The sequence below is a fragment of the Sulfitobacter indolifex genome (assembly GCF_022788655.1).
Taxonomy (GTDB): domain Bacteria; phylum Pseudomonadota; class Alphaproteobacteria; order Rhodobacterales; family Rhodobacteraceae; genus Sulfitobacter; species Sulfitobacter indolifex.
The window spans coordinates 2,070,550-2,093,747 of record NZ_CP084951.1; the positions used below are offsets into that span (position 1 = coordinate 2,070,550).

General features: G+C 59.0%; 20 protein-coding genes and 1 pseudogene. 6 read left to right on the forward strand and 15 right to left on the reverse strand.

All coding sequences use genetic code 11. From position 1 onward, the window contains the following. Nucleotides 1–62: 62 nt before the first annotated feature. On the reverse strand, nucleotides 63–1,307 hold the full coding sequence (locus DSM14862_RS10110; RefSeq protein ID WP_007120173.1) for a sarcosine oxidase subunit beta family protein: 1,245 nt from the start codon (nucleotides 1,305–1,307) through the stop codon (nucleotides 63–65). Nucleotides 1,308–1,503: 196 nt separating this feature from the next. On the opposite strand from DSM14862_RS10110, the gene ccmI reads away from it, so the two are divergent. The 3 genes from ccmI to DSM14862_RS10125 are packed head-to-tail and all read left to right on the forward strand — an operon-like array spanning nucleotide 1,504 to nucleotide 3,435. After that, nucleotides 1,504–2,733: a c-type cytochrome biogenesis protein CcmI gene (gene ccmI / locus DSM14862_RS10115; protein ID WP_007120174.1), complete on the forward strand. Its 1,230-nt coding sequence runs from the start codon at nucleotides 1,504–1,506 to the stop codon at nucleotides 2,731–2,733. Next, complete coding sequence (gene ruvX, locus DSM14862_RS10120) at nucleotides 2,730–3,203, forward strand: Holliday junction resolvase RuvX (RefSeq protein WP_007120175.1); 474 nt, start codon at nucleotides 2,730–2,732, stop codon at nucleotides 3,201–3,203. Before ccmI ends, ruvX begins: the two co-directional genes overlap by 4 nt. Then, nucleotides 3,196–3,435, forward strand: coding sequence for a DUF1289 domain-containing protein (locus DSM14862_RS10125; RefSeq protein ID WP_007120176.1), 240 nt, complete (start codon nucleotides 3,196–3,198; stop codon nucleotides 3,433–3,435). The genes ruvX and DSM14862_RS10125 overlap by 8 nt, the downstream gene beginning before the upstream one ends. A gap of 7 nt (nucleotides 3,436–3,442) precedes the next feature. Here the strand turns inward: DSM14862_RS10125 and DSM14862_RS10130 are convergent, their stop codons facing one another. Further along, nucleotides 3,443–3,697, reverse strand: a complete 255-nt coding sequence (locus tag DSM14862_RS10130) for a hypothetical protein (RefSeq protein WP_007120177.1) — start codon at nucleotides 3,695–3,697, stop codon at nucleotides 3,443–3,445. A gap of 151 nt (nucleotides 3,698–3,848) precedes the next feature. Beyond that, entirely contained in the window at nucleotides 3,849–4,670 is an 822-nt protein-coding gene (locus tag DSM14862_RS10135; RefSeq protein ID WP_007120178.1) for a sulfite exporter TauE/SafE family protein, read from the reverse strand. Nucleotides 4,671–4,855: 185 nt separating this feature from the next. On the opposite strand from DSM14862_RS10135, the gene DSM14862_RS10140 reads away from it, so the two are divergent. Then, entirely contained in the window at nucleotides 4,856–6,043 is a 1,188-nt protein-coding gene (locus DSM14862_RS10140; protein ID WP_007120179.1) for a multidrug effflux MFS transporter, read from the forward strand. Nucleotides 6,044–6,045: 2 nt separating this feature from the next. Here DSM14862_RS10140 and dusA read toward each other — a convergent pair whose 3' ends face one another. Then, a complete protein-coding gene (gene dusA, locus DSM14862_RS10145) occupies nucleotides 6,046–7,008 on the reverse strand; it encodes a tRNA dihydrouridine(20/20a) synthase DusA (protein WP_050770412.1) in 963 nt (320 codons plus the stop codon). A gap of 871 nt (nucleotides 7,009–7,879) precedes the next feature. Further along, nucleotides 7,880–9,334, reverse strand: a complete 1,455-nt coding sequence (locus DSM14862_RS10150) for a sensor histidine kinase (RefSeq protein WP_113075722.1) — start codon at nucleotides 9,332–9,334, stop codon at nucleotides 7,880–7,882. Between the two features lie 612 nt (nucleotides 9,335–9,946). Here DSM14862_RS10150 and DSM14862_RS10155 point away from each other — a divergent pair. Then, nucleotides 9,947–10,390 (forward strand): annotated as a pseudogene (locus DSM14862_RS10155) (tyrosine-type recombinase/integrase). 289 nt (nucleotides 10,391–10,679) lie between these two features. Beyond that, nucleotides 10,680–11,768: an alpha-hydroxy acid oxidase gene (locus DSM14862_RS10160; protein ID WP_040701336.1), complete on the forward strand. Its 1,089-nt coding sequence runs from the start codon at nucleotides 10,680–10,682 to the stop codon at nucleotides 11,766–11,768. Here DSM14862_RS10160 and DSM14862_RS10165 read toward each other — a convergent pair. From DSM14862_RS10165 to DSM14862_RS10210, 10 genes are all read right to left on the reverse strand, one after another. Continuing rightward, on the reverse strand, nucleotides 11,753–12,598 hold the full coding sequence (locus tag DSM14862_RS10165; protein ID WP_007120185.1) for an energy transducer TonB: 846 nt from the start codon (nucleotides 12,596–12,598) through the stop codon (nucleotides 11,753–11,755). The genes DSM14862_RS10160 and DSM14862_RS10165 overlap by 16 nt on opposite strands. Further along, entirely contained in the window at nucleotides 12,595–13,062 is a 468-nt protein-coding gene (gene exbD, locus DSM14862_RS10170; protein ID WP_007120186.1) for a TonB system transport protein ExbD, read from the reverse strand. The genes DSM14862_RS10165 and exbD overlap by 4 nt, the downstream gene beginning before the upstream one ends. A 5-nt stretch (nucleotides 13,063–13,067) precedes the next feature. Further along, a complete protein-coding gene (gene exbB / locus DSM14862_RS10175; RefSeq protein ID WP_007120187.1) occupies nucleotides 13,068–13,901 on the reverse strand; it encodes a tonB-system energizer ExbB in 834 nt (277 codons plus the stop codon). Between the two features lie 3 nt (nucleotides 13,902–13,904). Continuing rightward, complete coding sequence (locus DSM14862_RS10180) at nucleotides 13,905–14,588, reverse strand: Fe2+-dependent dioxygenase (protein WP_007120188.1); 684 nt, start codon at nucleotides 14,586–14,588, stop codon at nucleotides 13,905–13,907. A gap of 57 nt (nucleotides 14,589–14,645) precedes the next feature. Further along, complete coding sequence (locus DSM14862_RS10185) at nucleotides 14,646–17,081, reverse strand: TonB-dependent receptor (protein WP_007120189.1); 2,436 nt, start codon at nucleotides 17,079–17,081, stop codon at nucleotides 14,646–14,648. Nucleotides 17,082–17,823: 742 nt separating this feature from the next. Then, complete coding sequence (locus DSM14862_RS10190) at nucleotides 17,824–18,705, reverse strand: CobW family GTP-binding protein (protein ID WP_243254241.1); 882 nt, start codon at nucleotides 18,703–18,705, stop codon at nucleotides 17,824–17,826. Nucleotides 18,706–18,719: 14 nt separating this feature from the next. Continuing rightward, on the reverse strand, nucleotides 18,720–20,222 hold the full coding sequence (locus DSM14862_RS10195; protein WP_007120192.1) for an amidohydrolase family protein: 1,503 nt from the start codon (nucleotides 20,220–20,222) through the stop codon (nucleotides 18,720–18,722). Between the two features lie 12 nt (nucleotides 20,223–20,234). Next, the gene (locus tag DSM14862_RS10200) at nucleotides 20,235–21,683 is read right to left on the reverse strand and encodes a M81 family metallopeptidase (RefSeq protein WP_007120193.1); all 1,449 of its coding nucleotides are present in this window, start codon (nucleotides 21,681–21,683) and stop codon (nucleotides 20,235–20,237) included. After that, nucleotides 21,680–22,240 carry a TRAP transporter small permease gene (locus tag DSM14862_RS10205; RefSeq protein ID WP_243254242.1) on the reverse strand — a complete coding sequence of 187 codons (561 nt, stop codon included), beginning with the start codon at nucleotides 22,238–22,240 and terminating at the stop codon, nucleotides 21,680–21,682. The genes DSM14862_RS10200 and DSM14862_RS10205 overlap by 4 nt, the downstream gene beginning before the upstream one ends. After that, nucleotides 22,209–23,180 carry a TRAP transporter substrate-binding protein gene (locus DSM14862_RS10210; RefSeq protein WP_040701338.1) on the reverse strand — a complete coding sequence of 324 codons (972 nt, stop codon included), beginning with the start codon at nucleotides 23,178–23,180 and terminating at the stop codon, nucleotides 22,209–22,211. Before DSM14862_RS10210 ends, DSM14862_RS10205 begins: the two co-directional genes overlap by 32 nt. Nucleotides 23,181–23,198 lie beyond the last annotated feature (18 nt).

Here is a 23,198-nt window from a genome sequence, read left to right on the forward strand (position 1 = left end):
AGCGCGGGCGAATTCGTTCCGTGCAATACAACGCATCAGCGACTTGTGGCCGATCCGCAACATCAGTGCGCCACCCCTGCAGCCACGGATTCGTCAATAAACCGCCCTTCGGCGAAACGCTCCATCCCGAAAGCCTCCGTCAACGGCGAATGCCCCTTTGCCATCAACTCCGCAAAGCCCCATCCCGAGCCGGGGATCGCCTTGAACCCGCCCGTGCCCCAACCGCCGTTGATAAAGACCCCTTCAACCGGGGTCTTGCTAAGGATCGGAGAGCGGTCGCCCGTCACATCCACGATCCCGCCCCATTGGCGCAGCATTTTGAGGCGCGAGATCATCGGGAAAGTCTCAACCAGCGCGCGCACCGTCTCTTCGATATGGTGAAAACTGCCGCGTTGGGTGTAGTTGTTATGCCCGTCCGTGCCGCCGCCAATGACCATCTCACCTTTATCGGACTGGCTCATATAGCCATGCACCGTATTGGCCATCACCACGACATCCATACAGGGTTTGACCGGCTCGCTGACCAGCGCTTGCAGGGCGACGCTCTCAATCGGCAGCCGGAAGCCCGCCATATTCGCCAACTGGCCCGAATGCCCTGCCACCACCATGCCAAGCTTATCGCAGTCAATATCGCCGCGCGTGGTGCTGACGCCGATGACCTTGCCGCCTGATTGGCGCACACCGGTGACTTCGCATTGCTGGATGATGTCCATGCCCATGTCCGAGCACGCCCGCGCATAGCCCCAAGCGACCGCATCATGCCGCGCCGTGCCGCCCCGCGCTTGCCAAAGACCGCCCAGCACCGGATAGCGCGGCCCGTCGATGTTGATGATTGGCACCAGTTGTTTCACACGATCTGGCCCGATGAATTCGGTGGTGACGCCCTGCAGCGCATTGGCGTGCGCCGTGCGTTTATAGCCGCGCACCTCATGTTCGGTCTGCGCCAGCATGATGACCCCGCGCGGGGAGAACATGACGTTGTAGTTCAGATCCTGGCTCATCGTCTCGTAAAGGCTGCGCGCCTTTTCATAGATCGCGGCAGAGGGGTCTTGCAGATAGTTAGAGCGGATGATCGTCGTATTGCGCCCGGTGTTACCGCCGCCAAGCCATCCCTTCTCAAGCACCGCCACATTGGTGATGCCGAAATTCTTGCCAAGGTAATAAGCCGTCGCCAGCCCATGCCCCCCGGCACCGACGATAATCACATCATAGCGCTTTTTCGGCTGCGCATCGCGCCACGCGCGGGTCCAGCCCGTATGATGGCGCATCGCCTCTCGGGCCACTGCGAAAACGGAGTATTTCTTCATCACGTCACTTCCCAGCAAGGATTCGGGCCGCGCGGGCGGCTGTGGTCTTTTCTGAGCCTAGGAACACATTTGCGAAATGACCACCACGGCATTTAGACGCGGTTTTGCGACATGTGGCGCAATTGGTGAAAAATGCCGCAGGGGGCGTGGCAAATGCGGTCTTTTGTCGGCGCCGGGCAAAGGTTAGGTAGAGGGCATGATATTTTGGTTTCTCTCTGGCGCAATGGCGCTTGTCGTGGGTGGTTTTCTGGCACGGGCCGCATGGCGCGGTGCGGATACGCCCCTTCCCCCACAGGCGGATTATGATCTTAAGGTCTACCGCGACCAATTGGACGAGGTGGAGCGTGATGTTGCGCGCGGTGTGGTGCCTGAGGCCGATGCCGCGCGCATCCGTACCGAAATCTCGCGCCGGATCCTTGCCACCGACGCCGGGCGCGACACGCGCGCGCAGAGCACGTCGCGCCCCGCGCCCGTCGTCCTGATCGCAAGTATTCTAGCCTTGGGTGCCGGGTCACTGGCGCTGTATTGGCATCTGGGCCAGCCCGGCTATGGCGATCTGGCGCTGGCAGACCGCATTGCCTTTGCCGAGGACATGCGCCGCAACCGTCCCAACCAGCAAAGCGCGGTGGAAAGCCTGCCTGCCAGCCCCAACACCGAAGGGCTGAGCGCCGATTATCTTGCCCTGATCCAACAGCTTCGCGCGACGATCAAAGAACGCCCAGAGGATGTGCAAGGTCAGGTATTGTTGGCCCAGAACGAAGCCCGGATTGGCAATTTCGCCGCCGCAGCCGAGGCGCAGGGCAATGTGCTGCGCCTCAAGGGCGCGGATCGTACCACCAAGGACATCGCCGATTACGCCGAGCTTTTGGTGCTGGCGGCGGGGGGCTATGTCTCTCCCGAGGCGGAAACGGCCCTGCGCGAAGTGCTGAACCGCGATGAGCAGGATGGCCGCGCGCGCTATTACCTTGGGCTGATGATGGTGCAGACCGGGCGACCGGATGTCGGTTTCCGTATCTGGGACGCGCTGTTGCGGCGTGGGCCAGCAGATGCGCCCTGGATCGAGCCGATCCGCGTACAGGTACCACAGGTCGCAGCCCTTGCCGGGGTGGATTACGAGATACCTCAGACAGGCACTGGCGCGCCTGCGCGTGGTCCATCGGCCCAAGACATCGAAGCTGCCTCGGAAATGGACGCAGGTGACCGGATGGAGATGATCAGCGGCATGGTCGCGGGCCTCTCTGACCGTCTGGCCAGCGAAGGCGGCCCGCCGCAGGACTGGGCGCGGCTGATTACGTCGCTCGGCGTTTTGGGCGACACAGATCAGGCCCGCGCAGTCTATGACAATGCGCTTGAGGTCTTCTCGGGCGATAACGCGGCATTGGACATGATCCGTAACGCCGGAGAACGCGCAGGGGTCGCAGGATGATCTTTGACGACACCGCTGATTTCCTTGCCGCCCTGCCCCCGATGCAGGCGCTGATCGGGCTCGATCTGGGCGAAAAGACCATTGGCGTCGCGGTGAGTGATAGCTTTCAGTCGGTTGCCACCCCGCTGGAAACAGTGCGGCGCAAGAAGTTTGGGCTGGATGCCGCGCGTCTGGCCGAGATCATCGCCAAGCGTCGCATTGGTGGGCTGGTCTTGGGCCTGCCGCGTAACATGGACGGCTCCGAAGGGCCGCGCTGCCAATCTACCCGCGCCTTTGCCCGCAACTTTGATCGGCTCACCCCGCTGCCGATTACCTATTGGGATGAGCGCCTGTCGACCGTGGCCGCCGAACGCGCGCTTTTGGAGGCCGACACAACCCGCAAACGCCGCGCCGAGGTGATCGACCATGTGGCGGCGGGCTACATCCTTCAGGGGCTTTTGGACCGCTTGCAGGTGATGCGGCGTGACTAAAAAGGTCTGGCAACGCGATGAGGTCGAAAGCCCCTGCATCAACATCTGCGTGGTGCATCCCGAAAGCCGGCTTTGCACCGGTTGCCTACGCTCGATTGATGAAATCGGTCGCTGGTCTGCCATGAGCGGTGAGGAACGTCGCGCGATTATGGAAGAGCTGCCCCAACGCGCCACTGCCCACGCCAAAAGGCGCGGGGGCCGTGCTGCCAAGCTGGCGCGGCGCCGAGACTAGCGCAGCGTTACGCGCCGCGGCGTTGGATGATCTGATTTAGGAAAATAAGGGCCGCTTCGCCATCTGTGGCATCATCGTAGCCCATGGGCGTCGCGTCGTAGTTGGCCGCAGGGATAGACGCGCGGGCGAAGGACAGGCTGGTTTCGCGGGTGAACATCCCGTCAAAACGAAACGCCCGACGACCACTGCGCGCAGGTCTCCAATAGGCGAGGTCGCTGCCCTGCCCCTTGAGGATGATTGCTTTGGTCCCGGTCTGGCCCATCTCTTCACGTCCCTTGGTTTGGATGATTCTGCGTTTGTTAAGGCATTAAGCCCTTACTTTGTGTCGAGATTGCGGCGATTTAATGAACATTGTCCGAAATTAGGCAGAAACAGCCGCATTCCGGCAGGTTTAAGGTGAAAAACAGGTCGGCTTAGCCCCAAAGCGCCTTTCTCAACATGTTCATCGCCACCAGCACCAGAAACACGGCAAAGATTCGTTTCAGCGGTTTGGGGTCCATCGCATGGGCCAAACGCACGCCCCACGGCGCAGTGATCAGGGTCATAGTAATCACGGTCCCAAAGGCCACCAGATTAACCGCGCCTACAGTGAACGGCGGGCGGTTTTGATCAATATCAACAAATAGGAATGCGATGACCGAGGGCACAGCGATCAACAGGCCAAAGCCTGCTGCCGTGGCCACGGCCCGATGAATGGGACGTCCGTGCAATGTCATCAGCGGGACGCCAAAGCTGCCGCCGCCGATCCCCATGAGCACCGACAAAAACCCAACCATCGGCGACAAGATCGCGCGTTTGATGCCGCGCGGCATGGTCTCTCCCAGCCGCCATTCACTGCGCCCGAAGCCAAGGTAAAGCCCCACAATCAACGCCAGCCCACCAAAAATTGCCTGAAGCGTGACCGTGCGCAATTGCGACACCAACAGCACGCCCAGAACAGCCCCAAGCATAATCCCCGGCGCCCAACTGCGCAGAATGTCCCAATCAACCGCGCCCTTCTTGTTATGCGCATGGACCGAGCGCGCGGAGGTGACGATGATCGTCGCCAGCGATGTCGCCAAGCAAATCTGCATCAGTTGCGGCCCGTCATAGCCCAGCGACTGCAGCGCGTAGAAAAACGCAGGGACCAAGACGATCCCCCCGCCCACGCCCAACAGCCCTGCCAGAACACCGGCAAACCCTCCGATTAGGGCGATAAGCACCAGCATCGGAAAAAGATCGTTCAACTCTGGCATGGGGCCCCTCCGGCTGTCGTTGCGCTCTATCAAGCCGTTTCGCGCCGGGGGTTCAAGGCGATAACGCGGGGGTTGCACTTCCTCCCGCTCAGGTTAGGTTGCGCGCGAAAGTTGGCCCCAAGCGTTGGCCTGCGCTTGCCGCCTCCCCCATTTGGCCCCGGCCATCCCATCCGAAAGGACATAACGTGCTACGTTCAGCGCTCATTCTCGGGTTGCTGGGGCTGGTCGGCCCCTTCGCCATCGACATGTATCTGCCCGCCATGCCCGCCATCGCCGCCAGCTATGGCGCGTCTGAAACGGCAGTTCAGGCAACCATCACCGCTTATTTCATCGCCTTCGGGCTGGGTCAGCTTTTCTACGGTCCTTGGGCCGATCAGGCGGGGCGCAAGCTGCCGATCATGGTGGGGCTGGTGCTCTTCGTGGTCGCCTCATTCGGGGCTGCCTTCGCGCCGACGATGGCGGCATTGACCGGCTGGCGGGCGCTGCAGGGGCTTGGCGGCGCCGTGTTGATGGTGGTGCCGCGGGCGATCATCCGGGACCAATACACCGGCACGCAGGCCACGCGGTTGATGGCGATGCTGATGCTGGTGATCTCAATCTCGCCGATGTTGGCCCCTCTGGCGGGCAGTGCGGTGATGGCACTGGCCGATTGGCGCGGCATCTTCGTGACACTGGGCGTGCTGGCCATCGCCGCGCTGGCGCTGACCGCCCTCGCCCAGCCCGAGACGCTGCCCGTCAAACGCCGTGTGCGGATTAATCCGCGCAACCTTTGGCGCGGGGCGAAAGTGCTGCTGAGCGATCCAATCTTCATGGGGCTGACCTTTATCGGTGGCTTCGCCATGGGATCGTTTTTTGTCTTCATCGCCTTCGCGCCCTTCGTCTATACCGGGCAATACGGGCTGGGGCCGACGGGGTTTTCGCTGGCCTTTGCGGTGAATGCGGTCGGCTTCTTCTCGGCTTCGCAACTGGCGGGATGGCTCGGTGAACGCTGGGGCATGCGCAGCCTCGTTCGGCGCGGGGTGGCGGGCTTCGTCTTCTTCTCCGCGGCGATCTTTCTCACGGCGTTGGCAACCGATCCGGGCCTCTATCTGGTGATGGCGGGGCTGTTCTGCGCCAACGCCTGCCTCGGCGTGGTGGTGCCGACGGTCATGGTCGTGGCGCTGGACGATCACGGCGATATCGCAGGGCTGGCCTCATCACTGGGCGGCACCTTGCAGATGGTGGCGGGGGGTCTTTCCATCGCGCTGGCCGGGCCGTTCTTTGACGGGACTGTCACACCGATGCTGGGGGCCATTGCGGCCTGTGGTCTGGTGGCGGCCCTCCTCACGCTGGTGCTGCTGCGGCCGCGCCCGGTGGCAGAGCCCAGCGTTTAACCCTACCCCGCCGCGGCATTTTCCTGCGCCGCGGCGACCTCGGCCAAGGCGGCCTCAACCAATTCCGGCCCTGCGCCGGGCTTATGCGCCCCTTCGGACAGGATGCGCCGCCACTGCCGCGCCCCGGGCCGCCCGGCGAAAAGCCCCAGCATATGCCGGGTGATCTGCCCCAAACGCCCACCGCTCGCCAGATGTGTCTCGATATAGGGCAACATCCCCTGCACCGCTGCCTCAGCACTGCTGTCCGCGCCCTGCCCGTAGATGCGCCGATCCGCGCCGGCAAGGATGTCGGTCGGCGCATGATAAGCGCTGCGCCCCACCATGACGCCGTCCAAACCTGCGTCAAGAAAGGCTTCGGCCTGATCGAGCGAGGTAATCCCGCCATTGACCGAGATATGCAGGTTCGGAAACAGCCCCTTCATCTGATGCACGAGATCATAATCCAACGGCGGGATATCGCGGTTCTCCTTGGGGCTCAGCCCCTGCAACCACGCTTTGCGCGCATGGATCGTAACGCGGGTGCAACCCGCCGCCACAATGCGCGCCAAAAACTCGGGCAGGATTTCCTCAGGGGCCTGATCGTCCACGCCAATGCGGCATTTCACCGTGACCTCGACATCGCAAGCTGCGCGCATGGCATCGACACAATCCGCCACCAGCCCCGGCTGCTGCATCAACACCGCGCCAAATGCGCCTGACTGCACCCGATCAGACGGGCAGCCGCAGTTGAGGTTGATCTCATCATAGCCCGCCTCTGCCCCCAACCGCGCCGCCTGCGCGAGTTCTGTGGGGTCCGAGCCGCCAAGCTGCAGGGCCACGGGATGTTCAGACGGATCGTGATCCAGCAGATGCAGCGCGCCGCCGCGTACCAAAGCGGGGGCGGTGACCATCTCTGTATAAAGCAGGGTTTCGCGGCTCAGCAGCCGGTGGAGATAGCGGCAATGGCGGTCGGTCCAGTCCATCATCGGGGCGACGGAGAGGCGGGCCGCCGTTTCAACATTTATGTTCAAGTACTTATCCAAACTTCGCGATTGCAACCTTCTGACTGCACTTCTTTTGATTCCCTTGGGTTTCCCACGGTTTCCGGAAGTTCTCCGAGATCGATTGCTACCTAGTAGCATTACGCAACCGACCGATAACGTTCGAGCCTGACCCGCGCCAATGTCGGGCCATCCAAGCGAATCCGGCCAACTCCGACTTATTCCACTTACGCTGCTTCCGGCCAGATCGAAGTGGCACCAAATGCTCAAAAATCAACAATGAAAGGGCACCCGATATCTCAACAGGCCCAACATAGCTCAGCGAAACTGCTTCAGCAAATCTCCCGTGACCGCTCAACGGGCTCTCCATTTGCCACACTCGCTGGATTACCCGCTAAGGCACGAACCGATGAGGAGCCCAAGCCGAGTGCCGAGCGCATTAAGCGAAGCGAAGCCAATGAGTAAATGTGTTGGTCGGATCGCTACCATTACATGTTTGTTATGATAGTGTGGGCTCGAAATTACGAGCTTGACCGCCTCCACGTATTCCTTCGCAGTTGCGTATCTGGTGCAAGCTTCACGATTCAATTTCGTAGACTCCATGCAAAAATGCGCCATTGAGAATGGGAGATATGGGGGGCCGTCTTTAAGGCAATGAAGGGCTCGAACCGGTGATACCGCGCTACTGGTGCTCATATGACCAATGCGGTGGAGCACCAGGATGCTCTCCGCCCGAAGCCGACATTCAAGTATCCACGGATTAGGGGGTGTGCTGCGGTGCGGAAGGCGGCATGGACACCGTTTCACCGCTTACTTCACTTAGCTTAAAACGGCTGCGATATTGGCAAGCGAAAACTTAGGCGGCGTCTTGCAGAGGCACCCCCTTATCTTCCATGCCAATTGGCACGACGAAAAAGAATTCGCTTCCTGCACCCTCGACACTGGTAACGCCGATATCACCACCATGGGCCTCAACAATGCCCTTCGAAATAGCCAAACCCAATCCTGTTCCTCGGTGCTTTCGCGTGTTTGACGAATCGACTTGCGTAAACTTATCGAAAATCCTTACGCAATCTACTTTTGAGATACCGCAACCCGAGTCCGCGACGTCAACCCGCACCGACTGGGCTTCCTTTCTAACAGAAACGACAATCTTTCCGCCTTTCGGTGAGAATTTGACTGCGTTTGACAGTAAATTTCGGACAATCTGGGCTATTCTATCGGGATCGACATGGGCGACGAGCGGCCCCTCGACTCCTGAATAGAAATATTCCACCTCTTGTTCTGTATCATAAGATTTCATTGTCTCAATTTCATCTTTTACAATGCCGACAATATCAGATGGTCGCTTGGTTACCTCAAGGTTTCCGGTGTCAATCCGCTCAAAGTCCAATAGATCATTCACGAGAAGATTTAGAATATTTGCGTTCTTTGCCGCCATCCCCACCAATCTTTCTGCGGCGCCCGATAAGTCAATTATCTTTCCTGATTTTAACATTTCGAGGGAACCTTTTATCGAGGTCAAAGGCGTCCGCAATTCATGGCTGACCGTGGAGATAAATTCGCTCTTGCTCTTGTCTGAGGCCATTGCGCGTATCTGAGCATGCTTCAACTGTTCATTATTATGTTTGAGGCGTCGGAACATAACCCATAAACCAGCCGATGGAACAGACAGTGCTAATAGTACCATGCCGGCCATCACCGCGCCGACGAAAGCATATTCAACTCTCACGGCCGCTGTCTTGCTCGTTTGATCCATGTAGGTCTCAGCGATCGCAACTAACCGGCCGCCGTCGTATACTGGCAGGTAGGTTTCGCTATATAAGTCAGGCCGATTGGGCTTCGAGTGCCCGCTCTCTACGGTAGTATAGGCCTCGCCGGATTTCACAACGGATGCGGCAATAGCATTATGCTTGCCCAAACTTTCACCTGTAGCGGTAGGATCATCTGATTCGAAGCGTAGCACCCCTTCGGGACTGAAGATCTTGAATCGAAAGACTCCGCCAAAGCTGGCGAGATCTCGGAATGCGTCCCAATTTTCTGGTTTAATCGGCGCCCCGACAGCCAAGGCAGCTATTTCAGGAACTTGTTTTACCGCAAATTCCGCCCACTCGAGTGACCTCCGAGACGCATCACGTTGCACCCCATGGTGAACCATAACGGTGACGATCTGATAGGTCGCAACGGCCAACAAGATGAAAAACCCAATAGTAAATGCTACGACAAATTTGGGCTCAATACGAGCGGGCGCATTGCCTGTAGGGACCGTAGTTGCGTTAGCGCTATGGGCAGTGCTGTAAATTTTTGTCATTTGCTCTTCCTCATGTCCATGCGCCGCTTTCGAAGTATGGCCAAGTTGGGTCATTCGGCGTTAAATTTTCTTGCGCTTCTGCGTTCTTGCTAACTAAGCTGCCCTTTCCATTAGTTAGCGAATTAGACTAAATTGCGGCCCACTCGGCGCTTACTCACGGCATTTGGTGGATCGGCTCAATGATGAAGCTTTCTGAGGCTAACTTTCGAATTTTGCAGATCGATTTGTAGGGCAGCGAGGCCGTTGAACGACTTCAGACTTCGGGCAAAGTTGTAGCCTGCCATGGGTCGCCACGATGCGTGTGTCGTTGATAATTGCTGTCGTAATGGTAGCATTTGAAAACTCAACCCGCTGTTGCGGACGGCAGAAAGTCCGCAGATCGACACTCTGGCTGACAAATTGCTGCACGACCCACGAACGTCTCCTTCGACGGGCGGCACTGCAGCATTGAGAAGTCGCAGGTGATGCCGCAACTGGGAATAGCTTTAAGCTTGGCACGGTTAATAAGGGCTCGAAGCTGACCTCGGATGCGTTGCAGCATCCTGTGATATGCTGGCTCGGTCAACGTCAGGTTGTCGATGTGGGAGTGATTAGCGGATCGAAGGATCGGTCATGAAAACACGAAACTTACCTGCCATTCTCGCGCTTCGCCCTGTCTGGAACAAGGGCCGCATTGTCGGTCAGAAGCGCCCACAGAAATCTGTGCGCTTCGAGATTTCCGAAGGAACCAGAGCCTCGCTCGCGAAGTGGATGGAACACCCGCTAATGGTTTGGTCAGAGTACCTATGGCCCGGGCGCTTTCACGAGCGGTTGCACATTTCGACCCGCCAGTTTGCCCGCATTGTGCGGAAATGGGTTTCGTCGATTGGTTTAGAAGTGACGGCTTATGGCACTCACTCAATGCGGCGCACGAAAGTCATTTAGATATACAAGAAGACGGACAACTTGCGCGCAGTTCAGCTTCTATTGGGTCACACCAAGATGGACAGTACGGTGCGCTATCTCGGCGTTGAGCTGGAAGATGCCCTCGCAATCGCTGAAGCCTTCGAAATTTGATGATTTGGGCCGTTCGAGGCACCGTGCAGCATAACCCGGGGATAGAACTCCGGTGAGCGGTAACGCTGTGTATATTCGGTTTTGCAGAATGGCTTCAGGCCTTCTAAGACGGTGCCGATAAGCTTTAATCTATGGCGCCACACCCAAAAGGGCGTGCAGGCAAGCTCGGGTAGACTTTGGGTTTCACCCAACCTCTAATTGCGGTAGTTAGTGTCTGTTTCTCTAATCGGAGGCTCTGACTGCTTTCAGCAGTTAGACGCAGCATGGAGCCGGAACATTGAGTTTTACAGTGCCTGGTTCAGATCAATTGCCCCACACCTTGAACGACTATTACAGCCGCGCAAGTGCAGGCATGGGTCCGCACAACCGAGCGTATTTTTTGGCCGGTTCTGGCGATGAGCAGACCGCCTCCGCCAATGAAGCCGCTTTTCAGCAGGCTCAGGTCATGCCACGGATGCTGCGCGATCTGCGGGGCGGGTCGACAGAAGTGTCGGTGCTGGGGCAAAAGCTTGCTGCGCCGTTGTTAATTGCGCCCTTTGCCTATCAGCGATTGCTGCATAACGAAGGCGAAACCGCAACGGCCCGCGGGGCCGAGGCCCAGTCGATCAAGATGGTGCTAAGCGCGCAGAGCAGCGAACCGCTTGACAGCGTGCGCGCCAGCGGGCCGAGCAGTGATTGGTTCCAACTGCATTGGATGGGCAGCCGGGAGACCACGCAGGCGCTTGCGCAAATGGCATTGGCCGCGGGTTTCAACAGGTTAATCCTGACCATCGATGCGCCAGTCCAAGGGGTGCGAGACCAGGAAATCGAGGCCCAGTTTCAACTGCCGCCCGATGTCAGCGCTGTCAATCTCGCACAGTTCGCGCCGCCCGCCTTCACGCCGCGTGAAAACGCGCAGTCGATCATTTTCGATCACATCGCCGAAACCTTGCCCACATGGGCTGATGTCGCTTGGCTAATCAAGACGCTACAGGTTCCGCTACTGCTGAAAGGTATCCTGCACCCCGAGGATGCAGCGCAGGCGCAGAGGATCGGGGCGGCGGGCGTAATTGTCTCGAACCACGGGGGCCGGGTGCTGGACCGGGCGCCCGCGACGCTAAGCGCCCTGCCTGCGATCGTCGACAGGGTTGGGCCCGACTACCCCGTGCTGATGGACGGGGGCATCCGGCGCGGGGTCGATATCCTGATTGCGCTGGCCCTCGGGGCGAAGGCCGTTCTGGTCGGGCGTCCGATCGCCTGCGGCTTGGCGGTGGCGGGCGATCTGGGGGTCAGCCACGTGCTGCGCCTGCTGCGTGACGAGTTGGAAATCGCCATGCTGCTAAGCGGTTGTGCGACGGTGCAGGACATTCGCCGCGATATGGTTCACCTGAAGCTGTAGCGCAGCGGGATGATGAGGGTGAACTCCTTACCGGTCAGATAGTTTGGCGGCGTGGGCATCTTTTCCAGCTTCTCCACAGTCTGGACGGCAGCCCTGTCGAGAACGTCCGAGCCGGAGCTTTGCGCGACTTCCGCCGAGAGAATTGCGCCATACCGGTCCAGCGTAAAACGCACCTGTACCTCGCCTTCGATCTTGTCGCTGCGCGCTTTGGCCGGATAGGTTTTTGCGCCGCTGATCAGCAGAACGATACTTTTCTGCCATTCGCGGATTTCCTCCGTCTGCTCGGCGGTCAGTCCCTCGCTTTCAGCCTTGGCAGTCTCGGCCACAGTCTCGGCCTCGACCCCTGCCACAGACTGCTCAGAGGCTTGCAGATCCTCTGCACCGACTTGGCTTTCCGCGTCGATCTGTTCGGGGTCTTGCTCGGTGGCGACTTCCTCGGCCACCTCCTCCGTCTCGGCGTCGGGCTTGGGGGCGGCCACGCCGAACTTCAGGCTTTCGTCTTCGACCTCATAAGGAATTTGGCTCAGGATCGGTTGTTCGGCGGCCTTTGCGGCCTCCAAGACTTCTGGGCTTTCGGTTACGGTGGGCGCCTCCTGTGCCTCGACCTGCGCCACACTGTCTTCTTGCAAGGCCGAAGGGGCCGCGATGATGTCCGACAGGTCGAACATCATGGCCCCGGTGATCCCATCGGCCTCTGGTTCAGCCCGTTTGTCTACTGCATCATGATCTAACAGCAAGACAGGAAGGCCGGCATGCAGGGCACCGCTCAGGACGATGGCGGCACACCAGAACAGCGGCCTGACGCGGCGTGACGCGTAGGTCAGGCTCATTGCGCTGCCTCCGTCTGTGGCATGCTGGAGTCGCGCGCCCCTTCGACGTTTTCATTTAATCCAACCAGCCCGACCATAAGAAACCCATCAGCCCTCAGGATGTTCATCACCCGCATGAATTCACCGTAGGGCACAGATTTGTCAGCGCGGATGTAGATACGGGTGTCGCGTTTTTGCAAGGTGGCAATGCCGATGTCGATATAGAGCCTATCATGCGTCGTGGCCGTCTCGCCCACCGACAGGGAGAGGTCTTCGGTGATGGTGACAAACACCGGATCACTGGGCCGTTCCGGCGCTTCGGCCACCGCCACGGGCAGCTCCACCGGGATGTCGACCGTCGACAGCGGCGCTGCGATCATAAAGATGATCAGCAGCACCAGCATGACGTCGATAAAGGGGGTGACGTTGATCTCGCTGTTTTCGCTGAGGTCGCCTTCGTCGTCACCGCGCAGTCGTGCTCCCATACTACTTACTCCGCCGCCGGAGCCGAAACGGCACCCAGACGGAAGGCGGGCCGGCTTTCAGCGGCCTCGGAGGCGGCAAGGTCCAGATCTCGCGACAAGGTTCGCTCGACCAGCGCGCCCGCATCTGCCAGCATGACCTTATAGCCCCCCAGCCCCCGCGCCATGATGTTGTAGAAGATCACCGCCGGGATCGCCGCGACAAGGCCGATGGCCGTCGCCAGCAGCGCTTCGGCGATACCGGGGGCGACGATGGCCAGATTGGTGGTATTGCTCTCCGATATCGAGATGAAGCTGTTCATGATCCCCCAGACGGTGCCGAACAGCCCGACAAAGGGCGCTGTCGAGCCGACGATGGCCAGCACCCCTGCCCCGTGCCCCATGCGTCTGGCGGCCCCGGCCTCGATCCGAGCGATTTCCGAACCGGCGCGTTCCTTGATCCCGGGCTTCAGCGCAGCGCCTTCGCCAGTGGTGGCGCGTTCGCGTTCGGCGGCCCGCACCATCTGCCCCATGACGCCCTTACGCTTGGCAAAGATTTCGCGGGCCGCGACGAGCGACCCTGCCCGGTCCAGAGCGCGGTACCGGCGGCGCAGTGCCCCGCGTTCCCACCGCAGGATCAGCACCCGTGCGACGAAGATCACCCAGACCAGCGCCGAGGCAAAGAGCAGCGACAGCATGACGCCTTTGACGACCCAATCGGCCGCCATGAACATTCCCAAAGGCGACATCTCGTCATGCTCGGCTCGCTCAAGCAGTGCGGTCAGTGTCTCGAGATCAAAGGCGACGGCGGGGGCCGCGACGACACATAGGGTGAAGGTGGTAAGGATCGGGGAAAGTTTCATCGTTCAGGTCTCGGCCCATGTGCGGATAAGGTTATGGTAAATGCCCGTGAGGCGTACCGTTTCGGGATCATTGTCCCCGATGCTGTTGCTCAGGGATTGGATCGACTGATCCAGATCGAACAGGATGCGGCGGTTTGCGTCAGAGCGGATCATGCTTTGCAGCCAGAAAAAGGACGATACTCGCGCACCGCGCGTAACGGGGGTAACCTCATGCAGGCTGGTGGCCGGATAGAGGATCATATCCCCTGCTGGCAGTTTCACGGTCTGGTGGCCATAGTGATCCTCGATCACCAATTCACCGCCGTCGTAGTCTTCCGGCTCGCTTAGAAACAGCGTCATTGAGAGGTCCGTGCGCAGCCGTTCCTGCGTCAGTGGGTTCACCCGAATGGCATTGTCGATATGCGCGCCAAAGGTCTCGGCCTCTTCGTATTTGTTGAACATCGGCGGAAGAATACGCGCCGGTAGGGCGGCTGAGAGAAACAGCGGATCGGCGGTAAGCTTTTGCAGGATAAACTTGCCTAAGGTCTGCGCCGTCTCTGAGGTCGGTGGCAGCTGCTGATTGCGTTTGACCTCGCGCGATTGCGGGCCGGCGGTGGTTGATCCGTCCTGCCAGTCAGCCGCATCAAGATGCGCGCGGACCTGTTTGACGTCGTCTTTGCTCAGGATCGAAGGGAGTGTGATCAGCATTGCGTACCTCTTGGGTCTGTGGGCAGCCCGAAGGCTGCCCGCGTTGGTAAGTCAGGCTCAGAACTTCATTTCCAAAGAGACAGAAACCTCACGGCCCGGCGCGACATAGGTAAACGGCGTGCCAGAGCGGTAGGCCGCGTCATAAACCGTTTCGTCCGAGACATTGGTGATGCCCATCTTCAACAGGGTGTTGTCGGCGACTTTGTATTCGCCAAGCAGATCGAAGGTCCAAGCGTCGGGGATGGACCGGCCATTCGCTGCCACACTGCCCAGATCGATTGCGCCTTGATAGTTCACACGCCCGCCCAGCATCAGCTTGTCCGTCACCTGATAGGTGGCGAGAAGATTCAGCTGCTCATGCGCGACATTCGCCACCGAGAGGCCGATGTTGTCGCTGTCGGCACTGCGCAAGACCTTGCTGTCCATGAAGTTGGCGCCGCCAAAGAGGCTCAACCGTTCGGTCACCTTGCCTGCAACACCGAATTCAAGACCCCGCATGCGGTACTTGAGCGTGTCGGAGGTGACGGTCGCACCGCGCGGTCCGATATCCTCACGCGCTTGATCTTTGGTGGTCTGGTAGAGGGCTGCGGTGAACAGAAAGTTCGGCGTGAAGCTGTATTTCGCACCGATTTCTAGTGAGGTGTTCTCTTCGGGCGCAAGTCCTGCGCCGCCATCATCCAACCCGCCGTAGAAACCACCGCCTGCTTCGAGTTCCTGTCCCGCAGGGTTGGTCGAAGTCGCCGCCGCCGCGTAGAGATTCAAACGATCATCGAAGGCATAGGTCGCGCCCAAGTTCCAGTTCATCATGACATCATCACGCGACAAGGAATAGGCATCCTCGCCTGTGCCGCCAGTGCGAGCAATGTCATACATGTCGACCCGCAGCCCGCCATTAACCTTAAGACGGTTCGACAGGGTCACAGTATCAAGCGCATAGAGAGAGGTGGTCTTGACCGTCGTTTCCGTAAGGTTCGTTCCTAATACGGGCTCTTCACCGGTCCAGCAGCCTTCACCGATGGGATCGGGATTGATGGCGCTGACGGTGCAGCCGCGTTGACCGGCCGGTGGCTCATAATCTTCACTGGAGAGGTTCGAGTAGCTTAACTTCTCGATTTCTTCACGCGAGGTGGCAAGGCCAAATACATAAGAATGCGATGCTCCGGCGAATTGGGCTGCCCCGCTGAGTTCCAGCACATTGGCAAGCACATCGGTCTGCTGATTCCAGCTCTTGAAGCTGAGCCCGACGTCCCAGTCCTCGGGATTGGTGGAACCATTGTCGATCAGGCTGCTTGGCGCTGTCAAAACATAGTCGTTGGTCGAGCGTGCTGCGCGGAATGTGTTGGTAAGCGTCATGCCATTGTCAAAGGCATAGGTTGCCTTGGCCGTGGCCACCGTCTCTTCGGCAGTCTGGAAATCGCGCCCGGGCACCCCGTAGAAGGTATCGCGGTCAATGCCGTATTCGGTAACAGGACCGATCAGCCCCAGCTCTTCGTTATTGACGTAAGGCACCCCCCAGTCCGGCGTCTGCTCAATCTTGGTGTAGCTCAGGTTGCCTTCCAAGGTCAGCGCATCGGTCGCCGCGAATTTCAGTGCCAGCGCCGCGCCTTGGCGGTCATCGGTGATCTCATCGCGCCCCGCCACTTCGCCGTCTTGCAACATGCCATTAAAGCGCAGTTGCAGGCGGTCGTTGATGACCTTGTTGGTGTCGATGGTCTGACGCACGGTCGCCGCGTCGGTCACAGTTGTTACTGTCTTAGTAAAATCGACGTTCTGCGGGCTTTTGGAGATCACATCGATCGCGCCGCCGGTTGTGCCGCGTCCGCCAACTGTGCCAGCCGGGCCTTTGGTCACTTCGACCTGTTCGGTGTTGAAAGTCTCGGCAACACCGGTGCCGGGGCTACGGATGCCATCGGTATAGGTGTCGTTGTTGGCCTTGAACCCGCGGATATAGATGTTGTCACCAAAGGAGTTCCCGCCCTCGCCGAAGCCAAGCGAAATCCCCGGTGTCGAACGCGCCAACTCCCGCACGCTGGTTGTACCAGTGGTTTCCAGAACCTCTTGGGTGATCGCCGTTACCGTGCGCGGATTGTCTTTCATCGGGCCGGGCATCCGGCTGTTGGCAAGCGTGTTGGCTTTGAACGGGGCGTCCTGATTAACGTAAGAACTGCCACCTGCTGCTGCTTTTGCTGCAGTGCGGGCCTGCGCTTCGGCCAGTTCTTGCGCTTGGCGTTCTGCGGCTTCTTCGGCGGCGCAGATTGGGGTCCCCGCCAATGCGGGTGTGCAGACCGTGGGTTCAGCCGCACGCGGCTTGGCTGCTCGGCGCGGGGCTGGCTGAGTAGCGCGCGGCGCCGGCTTTGCCGCGGGCCGGGGCGTCGGCTTTTCGGTTGTCTCGACCTCGACTGTCGGCAGGATGATCAGATCACTGTCCTGTGCGGCACCGGGTGTGGCCATACAGGCCACGGCCAAAGAGGCACCAAAGCCCCCGATCATCATCGTGGAGTGTCTGTGAATTTTGTCTGGGCAGTTTTCGGAGTTGTTGGTTCGGCGCATAGGTCCCTCGCAGAGTTTTTTTCTGGCTGACCGCGCTGCGAACGGCTGGCTATGTTGATGGAGGGCCGATTAACCTGACTATTTTAGTAAGTAAATATTTTACCTTAGTAAAACGGTCATGTTTCATATTTAGTTGCTCATTTACAACGCCCGCCAAGAAACGTTGGCCCTAAGGTTCCAACAGCCTGGCTCCTAATAGCGGATGCCATTCTGCGGACCGTGACGCCTATAGGGCCGGAGGCTATTACAGGGAAAAGAGCTTGCGCGAATGCGGTTTCGAAGCACTTACAGCGACCTGATAAACTCGTCAGGAAACGCGAATACTGGGAGATCGGATATGACATCTCCTTTGGCATGCGCACTCAGGTGATGGTGCTGACCATTTAGTCGTCAGATAGCGCCCGCTGCCAATAACTCAGCTCTAGCGGCAATGGACCTGAGAGTCCTCGAACACGCAAACTCCAGCGCCTGCGCCTCCATAGGAATCTCGGTGCGCATTGGAACGTCCGCTTTGATGAGTTTGGGCATCGTAGTTCGCTCAGGCAGCGAATGACCGCTATCCGCCCTCTCTCACATCATCAAAGATTTAGTCTGGGTTTGGCGCCAAAAACTGGTTCCGAATAGACGTCCGACAAAGTCTGCGGCCATCTCGCATTTACTGTGGCCCATCGTCTTCCTTTTTAGCTCATGCGATCAACCCATTGAGCTGCTGTTCTACACGGTCTGCGTCGAAGCGCTTGCGCTCTCCGATCAGTACAAGTCGGCAACCCTGCTGGGCGGCGCTTGCCACCTCAGGCGCACGTGAGAGAGTGGCGCGGGTGCCGGTCATCTGGAATAGCAAGCTACCCTCTGCCACCCAAACAAACCCCTTTGCACGTAACAAGTCGGGGGCAAGCGCGGACATTACACTTTGAAATCTTCGCAAATCTATTTTGCCATTGTATTGCCATTCGAGGTGGGCAAACCGGTCATCCTGCAACGGCTTATTCAAAGCTGTGCGCTTACGAGGTTCGGGGTGGAACACCGCCATTTGGGGAAAACCTTTGGAAAGGTCGAAAACATGCTGTTTGCCCAGATCAGCAAGAGTTCCGTGAACGGCGGTAAGTTCAGTTAGTGTCGTTCCTTCCGTCTTGGCCAAACAATGGATGTCGGACCCGGACACCTGAGCTTTCCACAGCGGGTCGTCAGCACGCGCAGCTAGATCGGGTACGTCGATCAGACAAGCTATGGTCTCAAGTCGGACTTGCGACCACAGTACCGGGTCGGTCAGGGACTGCGCTATCCCAGCAGGATCGGCAACGCCGCTGGCCTCGATCACGATGTGGTCGGTCCCGGGATTTTGGTTGAGGACGATCTTTAACGTCCGCAAAAGATCGCCTTGCAGCGAACAGCAAATGCAGCCATTTTTAAGCCCGATCACCCCGTCCGCGGCCCCTTCGAGAAGCGCTGCGTCGATGTTGATCGAGCCGAAGTCGTTGACGATGGCGGCGATGCGCAGGCCGTGGTCCGCCTGTAGGAGCTGATTGATGAAACTTGTTTTGCCCGCCCCCAGAAATCCGGTGACCAACAGAACCGGAACGCTCATGTTGGTTGGCAGCGGATCGGGCGCCCGGGGGACGCAGCAGTATCGAGTGCGCCTTCCGCAATCACCGCAACGCCGTTTACAAAGAGATACCGCACCCCTTCGGACGCGCGATTCATCGCTGTGAACTCGGCCTTATCGGTCAGCGTCTCCAGATCAAAGACCACCAGATCAGCATCACACCCCTCCTGTACCCGCGCCTTTTTACGGATTTGTGGGACACACCCCTCAATAACCCGCGCAGGCAGGATTGTGCATTTCGCCACCCCCTCCATCAACGTCATGACCGCCCGGTCGCGCACGTAGTCGCGCAAAAAGCGGGTGAATGTCCCAGATGACCGGGGATGCGCCGAGAGACCATCGGGCAAGGGCCAGTCGAGCCCTTCATAGATGCTACCATCTTCGTTGATCCAAGGCATCGCATCCGAGGCGATCGAGCCACCCGGATAGGTAACCGATAGATCCAGCAAACGTCGGTGCTCATCATTTACCTCTACATCAAGGAAATGCCACATGACCAGATCGGTCGGCGAGGCATCGCGCGCCCGCACGACATCTTCGCGGTCAACAAAGCGGTGGTGGTTGTGGATCAATTCGACATTTGAATAGGCGCTGCCGGTGCGTTTGGTAAAATCTGGATCAATGAAGAATCCCGCGCTGACCACCGTCGCGCCGGCACCATACGGGTAGGCTTCGGTGGTGACGGGCAACCCCTGTTCTTGGGCCTTAGATACCAGTTCGGTCACCCGTTCGATGTCCATCAGCGAGGTCGAGTTCAAATGACAAATGTGCATATGCGCGCCGGTCGCTCCGGCAAGACCGATGAGCCGCACGTAGCTGTCGACTGAGCTTTGAGGGTCAATATTGCTGAGGTAGGCGATATGAGTATAGGTCGGCGTTCCGTACTCGAAGGCCAGATCGCAAATGTCGCTCATTTCTTTGACCCCGGCACCAGGGGCATAGCCGTTGGGCAGACCAATACCGATAGCGCCCTCATCAAGCCCCTGCCGCACATGTGCAACGATAGCGCGGGTTTGCACGGCGTCTGCGGCCTCGGTTGACCAGCGCATATCGTCAGCTCCGGCGCCCATCTGATCAATCGGATGGATGTCGGGATCGAGATCAAGCCCGCCCATTACCGCCTTACGAGCAAATATCCACGCCGCCGCAGTGCCGTAGTTCAGCGCGCGCGGGATGCCCGCCTGACGATCATACCAGCCGGCTACCGGTAATGCCCCCACTTCGAGCTCAAGCGTGGTGGTGACCCCATCAAAAGCCTGCATACGGTCTGCCGCGACGGATTGGCCGTGCGCGTGCAGATCAATGAACCCCGGTGCCACGATCAGACCCCTGGCATCAATCTCTTGCCCGGCCCCGCCTTCGACGATGCCGATCTTTACGATCAGCCCTTTTGCGATGGCCACGTCGCATTCCCGGTCAAATCCTGTTTCGGGGTCCATGACGCGGCCGCCCCGCAAGATGACGTCGTAAGCCTCGATCACGGGGGCATCTCCTTAGCTGAAAGGATTTTCTGTCTTAGGCCAGTAGTTCCGGTCCCGCTTGGTATAGGGAACGATTGTAAAGTTGGGCGTGATCGCGCCGGGCGTGCCAAGGTGTATGACCTCTGCGGCAATCGGCGCGAAACCGTCGTAAAAATGCTGCGAGGATTTCACCACGACATACTTCATCTGACTAAGATCAAGGCCAAGATTTTCGAAGGCTTCGGGATGGAAGATCTGGGTGCGTTTGGTGTTTACAACGACGTGAAGCCCATCACTTTCCATCCAGACGCAATCGCCCATATTCATTGCCGCTGTTCCCAGATGCTGCACCGCATCACGCAAGATGCCACGGACAGTGATCCTTAGATCAACCGGATCGCCCGACATCGGGCCGATCTTGCCTCCGAGCCTTACGTCCATTTCCGCTCCGATACCTGCGTCAATGCACATGCCCACCAGCACCGGATCCCAAAACGTGCCAAAGGCGATGTCGGTCAGGCCCCGGTCAAGGGCTGCCTTGAGAACAAAGGTCGAATCTGAGGGGGCACCCCCGCCCGCGTTGTCTGCAAAATCCGCCAGAACGATGGGTGCGCCCTCTAAGGCCACGGCACGATCCAGCCCCTCGTCCATGGTCGGGAAGGTGCGCAGCTCATGCCGCATGTCCCAAAGCTCGCACCCAAGCGCCTCTGCACGTGAGGCCGCAAGATCGGCATCGCCATCGGTCATAACCAGTACCCGTGTACCGCTGCGCGCGTTGTCTCCCCATGGGAAGCCATGGACCAGCGAAACGGACAACACGCCCTCCCTGCCCTCCTGCGCGGACATGCGATCAACGTAGCTGCGCACCGGCTCGAAAGGCGTGTGGTACATTGCCATCATGCGGCAGTCATAATCGCGCATGACTGGGGTGGTCTTTCCCGCAGCAGCGTCGGCACAGAGCGTAAAAAGCTCTTCCGCGCGGGGCACAACATCGACATGGGGGTATTCTTTATAGCAGATGATCGCGGTGGTGTTCTCGAGCATCGTCTCGGTCAGGTGGCAATGCGGATCAAGTTCCAACCCGATCTTCGCCTCCGGCCCCACGATCTCGCGGATGCGGGCCATCATGTCGCCTTCGCAATCGTCATAGCCCTGCGCGATCATCGCGCCGTGCATCGACATCAGCACAACGTCAACTGGCAATGCGGCACGCAGATCGTCGAGAATGTCGTCTCGCATGGTTTCATAGACTGAACGGACAGTCGGGCCAGCGGGCTGCGCATAGGTCGACAGCCCCTCGACCACCTCCCACCCAAGCGCTTCGGCGCGGCGACGCCAGACTGTGACTGCGGCAGCATAGAGCCCCGCCTCTCCTTGCGAAGCAGTCTTGGTGTGTAGATGTTCTTTGAAACCACTCCAACCGGTGGGAATGGGAGAAAAGGAATTGGTCTCGGTGGCCAAAGAGGCCATGAAGAGCTTCATTGTGTATTCCTCAGCTGAGTGAGCGCCTTTGCTACATCAGCAATCACGTGCAAAAGTATCAGGCTGAATGCCAATGGGATAGCGATGCCGAAGACCACCATGGGCAGGTCCATCGTCTCGGTCTGCCGTCCGGCGAGCCGCGCAAGATAGCCGCGCGCCGGGTTCGCGCCGGGGCCAAAGAAGCAGAACCACAGGATCGGCAGGGCAAAACAGAGGACGCCAAAGGCCCGAAACACAGTAAAGGCAAAGCCCCGAGCGCCCTTCACGGCAAGCGCTTCGGGAAACAGCGTCGGATCAAGCCTGTAGCGAAAGGCACAGGAGGCACCAAGCAGTCCGCCCCAGACCATTGAGAAACGCGCCAATTCCTCGGTCCAGATCGGTGGCTGGTTAAGGAGGTAGCGGGCGATGACCTGCCAGCCGGCGGCGGCCAGCATGAGGGCAACGGCCAGCGCCGCCCCCACTAATGCCGCCCGGTTCAGACCTGCAGAAAGCCGATCAAGCAGATGTGCCACCGCCCGCATCGGTTCAGCGACCGACCGCTGTGTTCCAGGCCTCAAGCGCGCCCTCGGGCATGTCTGTGGCTTCATAGATCGGCTGGCTGGCGGCGCGGAATTTTTCGCGTTCTTCTGCAGTCAGTTCGATCACTTCGATGCCCGCCTCTTCGAGCTGTTTAAGCACCGCGGAATCGTCCGAAACCAGTTTTCGGTTCGCTTCATGGGCCGCATTAACTGCCTGCTCAACGATCTCACGCTCTTCGTCAGATAGGCTCTGGTACCAGTCCTCGGAGGCAATAGCGACGCGCACCGAAGGGCTCATCTCGGCATTGGTGAAATACTTGATGAAGGCCGTGTGCCCATAGGTAAGTGGTACAAAGGCGGGGTTGATGTAGCCACCCGCAACACCGGTCTGCAACGCGTTGGGGACTTCGGACCAAGACACGATGGTGCCTTTGGAGCCCCATTGTTCGAAGGTGTTGATCTGGACCTCGTCCAATGCGCGCATCCGGACGTTCTGCATGTCCTCGAAGGCACGGATCGGCACTTCGGTGGTGAAAATGCCGGTGGCCGTACCGGTCATCACCAGGTCAAGCACGCGCACGCCCTTGGGGGTCGTACCCTCGTTGATCCGCGCCAACATGCCACCTTTGTCCAGAGCCATGTCCAATTGGTCAAGATCGTCAAAAAAATAGGGCATCGAGGCGCCCGAAACGGTGCCATTCAGCGTGCCTGCCGATTTGGCATCCGACATCGAAACTTCGAGAAGACCTTGGCTCACTTGATCGAGCCGCTCTGCTTCTTCACCGAGCGAGTTGCGCTCGTATTCTTCGGCGTCCATGCCGTGTTCGTTCAGGTAATTGCCGAAAGTATGTGCCCAAACATAGGTGCCGGATTTTTCCAAGTCTGGCGGGCTATCGAGGGCGATTTTGACCTCTGCAGCGGCAGGCATCGAGACTGCCATGGCCAGAGCGGAGAGTGCGGATACATGTGTTAGTTTCATTGTATTTCCTTCCCTGAT

What these genes read in the sequence shown, in the direction of transcription:
- dusA (WP_050770412.1), bottom strand. Translation starts at nt 7,008, where the DNA reads ATGATGGACTGGACCGACCGCCATTGCCGCTATCTCCACCGGCTGCTG.
- DSM14862_RS10210 (WP_040701338.1), bottom strand. Translation starts at nt 23,180, where the DNA reads ATGAAACTAACACATGTATCCGCACTCTCCGCTCTGGCCATGGCAGTC.
- DSM14862_RS10135 (WP_007120178.1), bottom strand. Translation starts at nt 4,670, where the DNA reads ATGCCAGAGTTGAACGATCTTTTTCCGATGCTGGTGCTTATCGCCCTA.
- DSM14862_RS10200 (WP_007120193.1), bottom strand. Translation starts at nt 21,683, where the DNA reads ATGAAGCTCTTCATGGCCTCTTTGGCCACCGAGACCAATTCCTTTTCT.
- DSM14862_RS10150 (WP_113075722.1), bottom strand. Translation starts at nt 9,334, where the DNA reads ATGACAAAAATTTACAGCACTGCCCATAGCGCTAACGCAACTACGGTC.
- DSM14862_RS10180 (WP_007120188.1), bottom strand. Translation starts at nt 14,588, where the DNA reads ATGCTGATCACACTCCCTTCGATCCTGAGCAAAGACGACGTCAAACAG.
- DSM14862_RS10165 (WP_007120185.1), bottom strand. Translation starts at nt 12,598, where the DNA reads ATGAGCCTGACCTACGCGTCACGCCGCGTCAGGCCGCTGTTCTGGTGT.
- DSM14862_RS10130 (WP_007120177.1), bottom strand. Translation starts at nt 3,697, where the DNA reads ATGGGCCAGACCGGGACCAAAGCAATCATCCTCAAGGGGCAGGGCAGC.
- ruvX (WP_007120175.1), top strand. Translation starts at nt 2,730, where the DNA reads ATGATCTTTGACGACACCGCTGATTTCCTTGCCGCCCTGCCCCCGATG.
- ccmI (WP_007120174.1), top strand. Translation starts at nt 1,504, where the DNA reads ATGATATTTTGGTTTCTCTCTGGCGCAATGGCGCTTGTCGTGGGTGGT.
- DSM14862_RS10110 (WP_007120173.1), bottom strand. Translation starts at nt 1,307, where the DNA reads ATGAAGAAATACTCCGTTTTCGCAGTGGCCCGAGAGGCGATGCGCCAT.
- DSM14862_RS10185 (WP_007120189.1), bottom strand. Translation starts at nt 17,081, where the DNA reads ATGATGATCGGGGGCTTTGGTGCCTCTTTGGCCGTGGCCTGTATGGCC.
- exbD (WP_007120186.1), bottom strand. Translation starts at nt 13,062, where the DNA reads ATGGGAGCACGACTGCGCGGTGACGACGAAGGCGACCTCAGCGAAAAC.
- exbB (WP_007120187.1), bottom strand. Translation starts at nt 13,901, where the DNA reads ATGAAACTTTCCCCGATCCTTACCACCTTCACCCTATGTGTCGTCGCG.